Here is a 12,068-nt window from a genome sequence, read left to right as displayed (position 1 = left end):
AGAGGAATTGCCACAAGATACGATAAGCTAAAACGTAACTATCAAAGCGCTGTTGCTTTAGCTTGTATATTTATATGGTTGCCTCTTTAGCTCAATTTATCGGCTGTAAATGTCAACACACCCTAGTCATTGCTTTAGTTTAATTTAGCTGAAGAACTTCAGAATGTTTCTAGAGCATGTAAAATGATGGGTGTCTCTAGAGATACTTTAGTGTCTGAATGATATTTATTTCATTGTTCTGTAGGGTAATACCCCCTAAAAATAATTGAAGTTTCAAGTAGAGGCCTAGTAGATATACTTAAATCCCCAATACAACTTGATATGGTTTAAATCCATCAAGCACAGCCTCAGAAACTAATTGGATAAATGCTTCAGTTTTACCATAAGCCATCCATTGATCTAAAGCTTCATAGTAAGCCAAACGATTTTCTACTGTAATCACACAAGGCGGATATCCAGCTTTAAGTAATTCGAGATTCATCAATAAGCGTGATGTACGACCATTCCCATCAATAAATGGATGAATGCCTACAAAGTCTGCATGTACTTTAGCTGCACGTTCAATAGGATGTAGCTTATGTGCCTCAGTATTGTACCAATCGACAAGCTGAGCCATTTTATCATTCAACAGTGTATAGTCGGGTGGGTTAGTCGTAGCACCTGAAATCAACACGTTTTGTTGGCGATAACGTCCTGCATTGTCATCATCGATATTTTTTAGAATGAGTTGATGGATATTACGAATCTGCCATTCAGAAAAAGGTTCTTCTTTACGAATAATATCTTCAACATAATAGATCGCATTTCTATGGTTAATTGCCTCGAAATGTTCTCGTAATGCTTTTCCACCAACGGTAATGCCTTCCAAAACCACTTTTGTTTCTAGCAATGTCAGTGTATTGCCTTCAATTGCATTTGAATGATATGTCCAGCGAACAATAAGATCTTCTTGTAGATTTTTTACAATTGCAGGAGAAAGAGGACGATGCTGATCTAATTTTGTTTTTAAAGCATCAATATTTTCAAACATAACTTTTTCGCTGCAGTTGAATTCTTAAATGATACATGAAAAAAACAAATATAAAAAAGGAATGTTATAACATTTCTTTTAATTTTAAATGCATACGTGTTAAAATCAGTACACCATTTCAATTCCTGTTAATTGATTTGAACAAAATAAATTTTGTGATTCAATGCGCTAAATCTAATTTGGGTAAAAAATGGGTACAGGTAAAACGCTATTGACTTTATGGTTCACTAAATCAATAGCTTAGGAGTTGAGTTCAATTGACGCCATCACAGCTACTTTACTAAATATGGCTATGTATTACGTTATTGATAGCTGGAATGTTAAAGTCTAAAACGTGTTATTATTTCATATAAGATTTTGAAATATATAAAAATATAGGTTTATTTTTTGTTTGTTTTTTTAATCAAAATTATGAAAAAACTATAACAGTAAGAGAAAATAATTTAATAAAAATGGTGTGCTTTTTTAATTTGGTGTGTTGTAACTAAATTTTCATATATATTTAACTAGACATTAATTATTCAATTCAAAAACTTTTCTTTAATCTGGCTTGGAGAATGGAATTGCTTGTTACCCGTTATAAGCCTTGGATCATGATCATACTACTGGTTTTGCTCGTCAGTTTTGCTATATATCGCTGGTGGCAAGGACCATTGTTACCTAGTTATGAAGTCGTATCTAGTCCATTGATTCAGACAGTTGTTGCTTCAGGACGGGTAGAGAAAGTATCTCGGACTCAGATTGGTAGTGAAATTACAGGGGTTGTTCTTGAGCGCTTGGTTCAAGAGGGAGATCGGGTCTCTCGAGGGGATGTTCTTTTAGTACTGAAATCTGATGAAATTTCAGCGCAGGTGCGGCAGGCAGAAGCTGAATTAAAGGAACTCGCAACCACTAGACGTCCGCAAGCAGAATTCGATTTAGCGAATGCCAAAGTGCAATTAGAACAGGCTCAAAGAGAGGCGGTACGCAGACGAAATACCGAATTAGGAATATTATCAGCAGAGGAAAGGGAGAAATCGATAGAGGCAGAAAAACTCGCCCGTAATAATTTGGAATCAGCTCGATTAAAAGTTGCTTCACTTGCCCCAGATAAAGTTGAAGAGACAAAATTACGTGAACAACTCGCTGCATTACAAGCGCAACTCGCCAAGACCAAAATTCGCGCAGAAGTTTCAGGTATTATTTTAACCCGTAATGTTGAGCCAGGGGATTTGGTGCAACCGAGTCAGACTCTGTTCACTATTGCACTGGATGGTGCGACTGAAATACGAGTGCCATTTGATGAGCGAAATTTACCACTGCTGGCTTTACAACAAAAAGCATCAGTGATTACGGATGCCTATCCAGATCAACCTTTTCCTGCCCATATTAATTTTATTGCCCCAAGTATTGATGCTCAACGTGGCACAGTAGACGTCCGACTAACAGTTGATCCAGTCCCTGATTTTTTGCGTCAAGACATGACGGTATCGGTAAATGTTGAAACCAACCAGCGCGAGCGAACCATGGTCATTCCAAATGATGCTTTAAGCAGTATAAGTGGCAACAAGGCTATGGTTATTTTAGTAAGAGATAGAAAAATTCAACGTCATCCTATCACACTGGGTTTACGTGGTTTGGTTATGTCTGAAGTTGTAGCTGGATTGAAAGAAGGTGATCACGTCCTTACCGATGCAGAATCAGTGCTTAAAGATGGAACTCGTGTCCGAATAGAGAAAACTAAACCTGTTTTCCAGAGTCAAACGGATCAGAAAAATAGCAAAAATGAATTACCGGTGAAATTCGATTGAAAAACTTTTTTAGGCGACTTTGGACCGAGTGGACCATCGCAATCAGTTTTTTGCGAGAGGGTCGCACACAGTCGATGATGATTACCATTGGCGTCGCGGTGGGGGTAGCCGTCATTGTGTTCATTAGCGCCTTAATTCAGGGTTTACAATCGAATATTGTAGAAAGAACTTTAGGGACACAGGCGCATATTCGTTTGCTTTCACCAGATGAGGTGAATCACATTGTGCTACCAGCAGCAGGAACACTTCAGTTGTTACAAGAAGATCAGCGTGCGCAACGCTTACGCTCTATTAATAATTGGCAGCAGATTACTGAGACTTTAGATCAGTTGTCAGTGTTGACGGCGGTTTCTCCTGTGGTCTCTGGTCCTGCATTTGTACAGCGCGGAGATGCGATTCAATCGGTTGCTTTAGTTGGTATCAATCTTGAACGTTATCAACAGATTATTCCGTTAAAGCAATATATGGTGAGTGGTGAATTACGGGTCAGTGCAGATAATGTATTAATTGGGCGTCAATTGGCCAAAGATTTGGGTGTGCAAGTCGGGAGCAAATTAAGGTTAGATACTGGGCAACAGAAAAATGCGGTGGTGAATATCTCTGGAATATTTGAACTGGGCGTGCGTGAATTGGATGCGCGCTATGTTTATCTGGATTTGAAACAGGCGCAATCTTTACTTAATTTGCCGGGTGGGGTGACCGTGATTGATCTGACGATTCAGGATATTTTTAAGGCGGATCAAATTGCCTCGCAAGTCGGACGCCTGACAGGATTAAAAGCAGAAAGCTGGATTGAAACCAATGCTCAATTAATGAATGCGATTACCGCTCAGAGCCTTTCGACCAACATGATTATTGTTTTTGTGGGGATTTCAGTCGCTTTTGGTATTGCCAGTGTGATGTCGGTGAGTGTGGTGCAACGGACTCGGGAAATCGGTATTTTACGTGCGACTGGGGCGACACAAGCGCAAATTTTAAGAGTTTTCTTATTTCAGGGAGCAATTTTTGGTCTGCTTGGTTCCATGCTTGGTAGTGTAGTCAGCTATGGTTTGATCTGGGGATTTAATCAGTTTGGTCCTGGTTTGTTTTATATTTCGATTTCAATCAAGCTTATCTTGTCGGCATTATTCTTAGCGACTTTGACAGGGGTTTTGGCTGCTGCAATACCATCCCGTCGGGCGGCTGCACTCGATCCTGTGGAGGCAATTCGTCATGTTTGATCCATCTCAGGAAGTACTGCGTTTAGAAGCATTACGAAAGTCCTACAATGTTGGGCAACCTAATGAAGTGGAGGTATTACATGGGATTGATCTGTGTATTCAACGTAATGACTTTGCTGCATTAATTGGTCCTTCTGGTTCAGGCAAAAGTACTTTACTGAATATTCTTGGCTTATTAGATCAGCCTAGTCGTGGTGAGTTGTACTTGTTGGGTCAGGCGACAAGCAGTATGGATGATACGGCTCGGACAGCGTTACGTGGCAATAGTATAGGTTTTGTGTTTCAGTTCCATCATCTTATACAGGCCTTTACTGCCTTAAATAATGTACTCATGCCATTAATGCTGAAGCAAGGCAAGCCAGATCAATTTGCGTTGCAATATGCCCATGAATTATTGACCGCCGTTGGCTTAGATAAGTTCGCTGACCGTAAACCGAATGAGCTTTCTGGGGGGCAGCAGCAGCGTGTGGCGATTGCACGTGCACTGATTACTCAGCCTGCGCTATTGTTGGCCGATGAGCCGACAGGTAATCTGGATACTCAAACTGCTGCGGAAATGTTTGAATTATTTCGTAAAGTACATCGCGAACATGACTGTGCAGTCCTTTTGGTGACTCATGATCCTAGATTGTCGGCAACCTGTGATAGAACCATTAATCTGGTGGATGGGAGAATTCAGAGTGATTCCAAACACGAGATGAAATGAGTGCGAATGTGGGTTACTCTTCTGGGAACAGCAGTTCAAAGCAGATGCCTTCTGCGCTATTGACTGCCTGATACATTCCCTGATGAAGCGTTAAAATGGATGCCACAATCGATAGGCCTAAACCACCCGTTTGATGAGGGCTTTGTCTGCTGGAACTGCACTGATAAAAACGCTCAAAGAGATGAGGCAAATGCTCAGGAGCAACTTCCAAACCACTGGTGATCACAGATAATGTAATCATCTGCATATTATTAATGTTCTTTCTGTGGCTAAGCACATAAATAGTTCGGTAATTGCTGCCGTGAATGAGCGCATTTAATATTAGATTATACAGCGCTTGTTGTAACAGTTCAGGATCTGCCGATAGCTCAGTCGCTTCAAGCCTTAAAACAAAATTGCAGTGTTGTTCTTCAGCTTGATACTCGAAAATACTGAATATATTTTCTATAAATGATTGAAGTTGAATCTTCTGTTTGTTTAAGCAAACTTTGTGTGCATCTGCGCGGGCGAGAAATAACATGCTGTCAATCATTCGTTTTAAACGTTGATAGTCCTCCAAGTTGGAAATCAAGAGTTCCTGATACTGTGCGGGACTACGTTCATTCATGAGTAAAATTTCGGTTTGCCCGATTAAATTATTCAATGGGGTTCTAAATTCATGGGCAATGTCTTCAGAGAAGCGATTCAGTTGGCTATATCCCATTTCAATACGGTCAAGCATGGCGTTGATATCGGATGCTAGTTGTTCAATCTCTTGAGGGGGATGAACCAGATTGAGTCGCTGCTCAAGTTGCTGAATATTAATGGCATGGGTTTGTTCTCGCAGAGTTCTTAATGCGTTCAATCCCAGACGGCTAGCAATGGCACAGAGTATGAAAATGGCTAAGATGCCTGTAAATACATAAATGAAAAGACGTTTTTGAAAAGGCGAGATGATGGCTAAACGTTCAGACCACTGTTTGCCTGCAATTAACACATAGGGCTGCTGATTGATTTGAATGGTTTTCCAAGCAATACGGGTGGGGTAAGTATGAGCTGATAAATCTCGGAATTGAATCTGTGGCTGATGGGTAAATTCAGGCAGAGGAATGCCAAGAGAATTGATGTTGATGAGAATCTGATTGCCCTGAATCAATAAAAACAAATTATCCTGATTTCCCAACATGTTTTGATACAGCTTCGGGCGAGCGATAATCTGTTCAATATTACTACTGTCTTGCAGTAAAATTTCCAGTCGCTCAATTCGTTCAACCAAAGCCCGATCTTGCTGAGCAATTAAAATCTGGTTGATACCCAGATAGGTCATAAATGCCACAGCGCACAAGACCATTGCAGCACACCCTGTAACCAAGAGCGTTAATCGGAGTTCTAAAGAGCGAATGGGCTTGAACATTATGCTTCAACCGAAATTTTATAGCCCAAGCCACGGACAGTATGAATTAATTTTATCTCATGCTCCTCGTCAATTTTACTGCGTAAGCGTCGTACCGCGACATCAATAAAATTCGTATCGGTATCAAAATTGATATGCCAAACTTCGGAAGCAATTTGCCTACGCGTAATAATTTCATTTGGGTGCCGCAGCATAAAGTGCAATAAATTAAATTCTTTTTTACTGAGTTCAATTAACTGCTCATGTCGCCAAACTTTATGATGGATTAAGTCCATTTTTAAGTTGCCCATCCATAGCTCGTTTTCCTGAACATACTGTTGCCGTCTCAGTAAGCTTTTAATGCGCGCAAGTAATTCAATATAAGAAAAAGGTTTGGCCAGATAGTCATCGGCACCTAGTTCCAGACCTTTGACCCTATCAATAATCTGGTCTTTGGCAGTGAGAAAAATCACGGGTATATGGGAAAATTGACGCAATACTTTTAAGACTGCCCAGCCATCAATATCGGGCAGCATCACATCTAATATGACCAAGGTATAAGGTTGTATTTTTAGTTTTTCCAAGCCTTCGAGCCCTGAATGAACACATTCAGCGGCATAGCCAGATTCATTTAAGCCCTTCACGAGATATGAGGCGATCTTCACTTCATCTTCGATAATTAGAATACACATTTTGCTCAGACTCATTTTGAAGATGACAACTTTGTAATGTGATTGTCATGCTTCAAATCATTCAGGTTGTATAAGATTTTGTAAAACTTAATTCGGGGCAATCATGATGAACAACCTCAAAGGGTTTGTTTTAACAGTAATGCTGATGAGTAGCAGTACTTTTGCACAAACCATTCAATTGAATCAAGTTTATTCACTCGATTCCAACGCTGCACACATCCTTGTTGATGCCGCAGTGGCTGCTTGTCAAAAAATACAGCACAATATTGCTGTGGTCGTGGTTGATCGGGGAGGAAATACCTTGATGGCGAGTAGGCATGAAAATGTCGGCCCCCATAATTTGGGCGCAGCCGAAAAGAAAGCTTATACCGCTTTATCGACCAAAACAGCGACCTTGCTGTTAAGTCAAAATGCTCATGAAAACAGTGATGCAAAAAATTTAACCACTTTATCTAATTTGCTGTTGTTAGGAGGTGGTTTACCAGTGCGTTATGAAAATCAGGTGGTCGGTGCAATTGGGGTTGCGGGTGCAGGAGGCGCCAAAAATGATCAGTATTGTGCTGAGGCAGCCATTCAGTATAGTTTTAATCGTTAAGGATTCCATTATGTTTAAGAAGTTTTTACCACTCTCAACACTGTTATTAACATCAATGACGTTTGCACAAAATAACCCATTAAGTGTGCATGTGTTAAATCTAGAAAATGGCTTACCTTCTGCTGATGTTGAAGTAGTGCTCGAAAAGAGTTCTGGCAATAAATGGGTGCAGCTGAATCAGCAAGTTACAGGGTCGAATGGTCGTATTACAGCACTTTTTCCTGAAAATCAGCCGTTAGCGCAAGGGATTTATAAGGTCACGTTCAAAACTGGTGACTGGTTCAAAAAGAATAATCAGAGCACTTTTTTCCCAGAAGTCCCCGTTATTTTCAAAGTTGATGGCAGTGTCAGTCACTACCACATTCCCTTATTATTAAGCCCTTATGGATACTCGACCTACCGAGGTAATTGATAATCTAAAGGGCTGGTAAAACTAGCCCTTTTAATTGCTTATAATTAGTAAACGTTAGAAAGAATCACAAAAAATTCATGCCCATATTTTTATACTCTTCACCGAATCAGAATAGATTCAAGTTGTACAAGGGATGTGATGAGGCTTAAAGGCCAAAAATTAGCTTTTACTATTATTTGATTAAAAATGAGAATGGCGTGAATCAATTTGCTGAACAAGATTTATCAAGAATTATCGAAATGGCCTGGGAAGATCGAACTCCTTTTGAAGCTATCCAACGTGAGTATGGTTTAAATGAAGCGACTGTGATTCGTTTGATGCGAAAAAACTTGAAAGTATCTAGTTTTAAAATGTGGCGTGAACGGGTTACCGGTCGAAAAACCAAGCATTTGCAGCTGCGATCACCTGATGTAATTCGGGCTTATTGTTCAAGGCAGTATAAACGTTTCTAAGCGCTTGACTTTGTACACCGTCTGGACTCACGTTTACATCGTTCAGAACAGTATCTGACTTCTTCCCAGCAACGTTGCCATTTCTTACGCCAGTTAAATGGGCGTAAGCAGTGAATACAGATTTTTTTAGGAAGATGATGTTTTTTCATTTTATAACTCATCAATCCGACTAAGGAGCTGCTGCGCATGGGTGATAATCTGCTGCCGATCTTGAAGTTTATCGAGTTGTCGATAGATCATGCCCATACGTGGATGAGTACGAAATATCGCTTCATGCCGAATCATAAAAAACCAGTATAGACTGTTAAATGGACAGCTGTCCGGCTCGGTACGGGTTTTGACATTGTAGGTACAGTGCTTGCAGTAATCTGACATTTTATTAATGTAATTGCCCGAAGCGGCGTAGGGTTTGCTGGCCATTAACCCACCATCAGCGTGCATTACCATGCCCAGCGTGTTCGGTAGTTCTACCCATTCATAGGCATCTGCATATACCGCCAGATACCATTCACTGATCTGCTGCGGGTCTACAGCACTTAACAGGGCAAAGTTGCCAGTAATCATCAAACGCTGGATGTGATGCGCATAGGCATTTTGGAAAGTATTGCGAAAACATTCCGCCATACAGTTCATCTGGGTATGACCAGTCCAGTAAAATTGTGGCAGCGGTGACGAATGCTGCAGTGCATTGCGGTTGGCATATTCCGGCATGTATAGCCAGTAAATGCCTCGTACATATTCGCGCCAACCCAGAATCTGCCGGATAAAACCTTCAACTGCATTCAGTGGTACATGACCGGCATGGTAGGCAGCTTCTGCCGCATCACAGACTTCTTTGGGCAATAGTAGGCCACAGTTTAAATAAGGTGAGAGCAGGCTGTGAAACAGAATGTCTGAGTCTTGAACCATGGCATCTTGATAATCGCCAAAATGTGGCAAACTGTGGGTAATGAAATGCTCCAGTGCAAGAAGAGCATTGCTACGTGTGGTGCCCCAGCGGAAGTTGTCAAGGCTGCCAGAGTGACGGGAAAACTCGCGCTCAACCAGCTTAAGTACATCCAGATCAATCTGATCTCGTTCAAAATGAAGTGCAGGAGGTAATGGTGGACTGCCTGACCAAGCCTTACGATTGGCGCTGTCATAATTCCACTGTTCTCCAAACGGTTGTTGTCCCTGCATCAAGTAGCCAGTCTGTTTACGCATTTCCCGGTAAAAATATTCCATGCGTAGCGTCTGGTAGTGATTGGCCCAATGCTGGAACTGCTCTGGACTACAGAAAAAACGTTCATCATTCAGGCACTGCACTGGCAGTTGCAGATGCTTGCTCCAATGCTGTTCAATCTGCTGCTGTAAACGATATTCTCCGCAGTGCGTAATGACTATTTCTGTGACTGGTAAGAGTTGCTGCTGTGACTCTATGAAATCCAGCAGGCTACGAATCGGACTATCAGATTGAAAAGCATGGTAACGTACACGCCAGCCTTCTGCTTTGAGTTCTTTGGCAAAATGACGCATGGCGCTAAAAATCAGGGCAATTTTCTGCGGATGATGGGCGACATACGTGGCTTCCTCAACCACTTCGGCCATCAGGATCACATCCCGGGTACGGTCCAGCGCTTTGAGCGTAGCAAGCTGATGATGAAGCTGGTCACCCAGAATTAAACCGAAACGCATAGCCACTCTAGACCTGATCAAAGATAGCGCAGTGTAAATCTAGGCAGTTCAATTTTTTGTGAAAATAAAAATCAACCCACATGTTGAGCCAATTCAACTCGACCAGATGATCCTCTGACATCGCATAGGAATCATAATTGCTGCAATAAAAGACTGTTCATCTCTACAATGCTAAAGCCAGTTGATGAAACTTACTTTGCATGATTTCTGAGTTCATAATTGGTGTGAAAATTATGTGATTTTAATCAAAAAGATACAAATTATTATGCTTGTAATTTAGGTGGCGTGCACCTAGTATCTGGCTAGAAGTTACTCCATGTAAGCTTCCTTAGTTTTGTCCCATACATCCCCAGTATGGGATTTTTTTTAATCAGGGAATTCTCACGAGCATGCATTCAAAAGCGTATATTTTTAGACAGCAGCAATTATTGGTGGATGAGCATTTTCAGTTGCCGCAGGTAGCCAAACTGCAGCACGACTTGAACTTGACGGAAAATGGCGAGATCATTGCTCGTGACCTGAAAGAAGACGAACCAGTGCCTGAAGGTTATCAGCTGGTTCCGATCCGACAACTAGTGCAAGTCTGGAACAGACCACAATTTGAAGAGGCCAGCCGTGCGGTACAGTTACTGGAATGGCGCCGTAACCACCGCTTTTGCAGTAAATGCGGCCATGCCACCCAGCAACACGCCAGCCAGTATGCCATGGTCTGTCCATCCTGTGGCTATAACCAGTATCCACGGGTGAATCCCTGTGTGATTACCATCATTACCCGGGGCGAAGATGAAATTCTGCTGGCAAAAAATGCCCGCAATAAAACCCAAATGTACAGTCTGATTGCCGGCTTTGTTGAAGTCGGAGAAACCCTGGAAGAGGCAGTCCGCCGTGAAACCCTAGAAGAAGTTGGGCTGCAGATCAAAAACATTCAATATCTGGCCAGCCAGCCGTGGCCGTTTCCCAGCAATCTGATGATGGCCTTCAAGGCGGAATATCATACAGGGGACATTCAAATTCAGGAAAATGAACTGAGCGATGCGCAGTTTTTCAAATTTGATCAGTTACCCGAAATTCCGTTTAAGGGCAGTATTGCCTATGCCATGATTCAACATGTGATGCATGGAACGCCTGTAGCAGATGACAGTAAAGAATGGCTTTGAAATTTTGAACAAATAATATAGTGCGCATTCTCGTTCTTTTAAGGGCGAGTTAAGCCACTAGAAATTTAAAATTATTATATGAGTTATAAATAATATAAAGCGATAATATATAAATATTTTTATATTATCATCTTTGTTTTAGCTGTGAGTAGTTCATCGACTTAAATAATTTTGAAAATTTTTCCGCTTGAAGTACTTTGGAAAAACATTTCAAAACTGGGTCGAATATCTTCACCATCCACGGTAATATATTTGACATGGGAGCAAGACTGGCTAGCACTAAAATGGCGCTCAACCGTGGCCTGAATAGAATATTTGATACCAAATTGGTCTTTTACATTTAGATTTTGTTTAAACATTAGTTCACCTTTAACAAGATTATGGCAGAGCGGCTATTCAATTAATTAAGCAATATATTATTTTTTTAAACAACTTTTTGATTTAGCTTAAATAATTGATTTAAAGACGTATAAAATGTACGACCATCTAAATTTAAATCTACCTCAATTCCAGATTCCAGCAGAACTCTTTTACCCACTTCAATTTCTTTAAAACCTTGACGTGTATTCTGCATTTTATTTAAGGGAATTAAAGAAACGATAATTTCAGTACCATTTTTAGATTTTGCAATTAATTCATTAACTTTTAACAATTTATATCCTGTTTTTATGATTTTTTCCAATATGGAACAACAACTTTTCTTTAAAATTAAAAAAGCACTGAGTAGTGCTTTTTCAACTCGTATTAGTGCTTATATAGCAACAATATTGACCGCATTCGGTCCTTTTTGACCTTGAGCAATACTAAATTCAACCTGTTGGCCTTCGAATAAGGTTTTAAAACCTGAGATACCGTCTTGGTAGTCAATCAGGTTTTGAGATTATTCGACCAATAAATAATCTCTTTGATAGGCAGTCTGATGTTTTAAAACGCCATAACACAGATGTATAAGCTTGCGCATTGCAGCA

At 40.7% G+C, this 12,068-nt stretch carries 14 protein-coding genes and 2 pseudogenes; 8 read left to right on the top strand and 8 right to left on the bottom strand.

Annotation, left to right across the window (positions count from 1 at the left end; all coding sequences use genetic code 11):
• A pseudogene (locus FTU05_RS16130) lies at nt 1-90 on the top strand (IS5/IS1182 family transposase); the annotation flags it as partial.
• A gap of 208 nt (nt 91-298) precedes the next feature.
• On the opposite strand, the gene FTU05_RS16120 reads toward FTU05_RS16130, so the two are convergent.
• A complete protein-coding gene (locus FTU05_RS16120; protein WP_180166026.1) occupies nt 299-1,030 on the bottom strand; it encodes a Fic family protein in 732 nt (243 codons plus the stop codon).
• 563 nt (nt 1,031-1,593) lie between these two features.
• Between FTU05_RS16120 and FTU05_RS16115 the strand changes: the two genes are divergently transcribed.
• From FTU05_RS16115 to FTU05_RS16105, 3 genes are read left to right on the top strand one after another with little or no spacing between them, the layout of a single operon-like run.
• Nucleotides 1,594-2,820 carry an efflux RND transporter periplasmic adaptor subunit gene (locus FTU05_RS16115; RefSeq protein ID WP_180166030.1) on the top strand — a complete coding sequence of 409 codons (1,227 nt, stop codon included), beginning with the start codon at nt 1,594-1,596 and terminating at the stop codon, nt 2,818-2,820.
• Nucleotides 2,817-4,040 (top strand): ABC transporter permease, encoded by a 1,224-nt coding sequence (locus FTU05_RS16110; protein WP_180166024.1) that lies wholly within the window; start codon nt 2,817-2,819, stop codon nt 4,038-4,040. The genes FTU05_RS16115 and FTU05_RS16110 overlap by 4 nt, the downstream gene beginning before the upstream one ends.
• Nucleotides 4,033-4,746, top strand: coding sequence for an ABC transporter ATP-binding protein (locus tag FTU05_RS16105; protein WP_180022959.1), 714 nt, complete (start codon nt 4,033-4,035; stop codon nt 4,744-4,746). The genes FTU05_RS16110 and FTU05_RS16105 overlap by 8 nt, the downstream gene beginning before the upstream one ends.
• Nucleotides 4,747-4,759: 13 nt before the next feature.
• Here the strand turns inward: FTU05_RS16105 and FTU05_RS16100 are convergent, their stop codons facing one another.
• Together FTU05_RS16100 and FTU05_RS16095 are read right to left on the bottom strand one after the other, a co-directional pair.
• On the bottom strand, nt 4,760-6,142 hold the full coding sequence (locus FTU05_RS16100) for a heavy metal sensor histidine kinase (protein WP_180022962.1): 1,383 nt from the start codon (nt 6,140-6,142) through the stop codon (nt 4,760-4,762).
• On the bottom strand, nt 6,139-6,810 hold the full coding sequence (locus FTU05_RS16095; protein WP_168378005.1) for a heavy metal response regulator transcription factor: 672 nt from the start codon (nt 6,808-6,810) through the stop codon (nt 6,139-6,141). The genes FTU05_RS16100 and FTU05_RS16095 overlap by 4 nt, the downstream gene beginning before the upstream one ends.
• A gap of 106 nt (nt 6,811-6,916) precedes the next feature.
• Here FTU05_RS16095 and FTU05_RS16090 point away from each other — a divergent pair, with 106 nt between their 5' ends.
• From FTU05_RS16090 to FTU05_RS16080, 3 genes are all read left to right on the top strand, one after another.
• The gene (locus FTU05_RS16090; RefSeq protein WP_180027295.1) at nt 6,917-7,405 is read left to right on the top strand and encodes a heme-binding protein; all 489 of its coding nucleotides are present in this window, start codon (nt 6,917-6,919) and stop codon (nt 7,403-7,405) included.
• Between the two features lie 10 nt (nt 7,406-7,415).
• Entirely contained in the window at nt 7,416-7,817 is a 402-nt protein-coding gene (uraH, locus tag FTU05_RS16085) for a hydroxyisourate hydrolase (RefSeq protein WP_168378003.1), read from the top strand.
• Between the two features lie 197 nt (nt 7,818-8,014).
• Nucleotides 8,015-8,269: a TIGR03643 family protein gene (locus FTU05_RS16080; RefSeq protein ID WP_180022958.1), complete on the top strand. Its 255-nt coding sequence runs from the start codon at nt 8,015-8,017 to the stop codon at nt 8,267-8,269.
• Here the strand turns inward: FTU05_RS16080 and FTU05_RS16075 are convergent.
• Nucleotides 8,266-8,418, bottom strand: coding sequence for a DUF2256 domain-containing protein (locus FTU05_RS16075; RefSeq protein WP_168379796.1), 153 nt, complete (start codon nt 8,416-8,418; stop codon nt 8,266-8,268). The two genes, FTU05_RS16080 and FTU05_RS16075, sit on opposite strands and share 4 nt — an antisense overlap.
• 1 nt (nt 8,419) lies before the next feature.
• Entirely contained in the window at nt 8,420-9,943 is a 1,524-nt protein-coding gene (locus tag FTU05_RS16070) for a cryptochrome/photolyase family protein (RefSeq protein WP_180166028.1), read from the bottom strand.
• Nucleotides 9,944-10,332: 389 nt separating this feature from the next.
• On the opposite strand from FTU05_RS16070, the gene nudC reads away from it, so the two are divergent.
• Entirely contained in the window at nt 10,333-11,100 is a 768-nt protein-coding gene (gene nudC / locus FTU05_RS16065) for an NAD(+) diphosphatase (RefSeq protein WP_019837893.1), read from the top strand.
• Between the two features lie 161 nt (nt 11,101-11,261).
• On the opposite strand, the gene FTU05_RS16060 is transcribed toward nudC, so the two are convergent.
• The 3 genes and pseudogenes from FTU05_RS16060 to FTU05_RS16050 all read right to left on the bottom strand — a co-directional run.
• Nucleotides 11,262-11,459 carry a hypothetical protein gene (locus FTU05_RS16060; RefSeq protein ID WP_019837892.1) on the bottom strand — a complete coding sequence of 66 codons (198 nt, stop codon included), beginning with the start codon at nt 11,457-11,459 and terminating at the stop codon, nt 11,262-11,264.
• Between the two features lie 65 nt (nt 11,460-11,524).
• Nucleotides 11,525-11,752, bottom strand: coding sequence for a hypothetical protein (locus FTU05_RS16055; RefSeq protein WP_019837891.1), 228 nt, complete (start codon nt 11,750-11,752; stop codon nt 11,525-11,527).
• Nucleotides 11,753-11,851: 99 nt separating this feature from the next.
• Nucleotides 11,852-11,947: pseudogene (locus FTU05_RS16050) on the bottom strand (cold-shock protein); the annotation flags it as partial.
• Nucleotides 11,948-12,068: the final 121 nt, after the last annotated feature.

The sequence above is a fragment of the Acinetobacter sp. YH12049 genome (assembly GCF_013419875.1).
In the GTDB taxonomy this organism is placed as follows: Bacteria; Pseudomonadota; Gammaproteobacteria; order Pseudomonadales; family Moraxellaceae; genus Acinetobacter; species Acinetobacter amyesii.
Note: the sequence above shows the minus strand (reverse complement) of the source record. Positions and strands in the feature narration are given on the sequence as shown.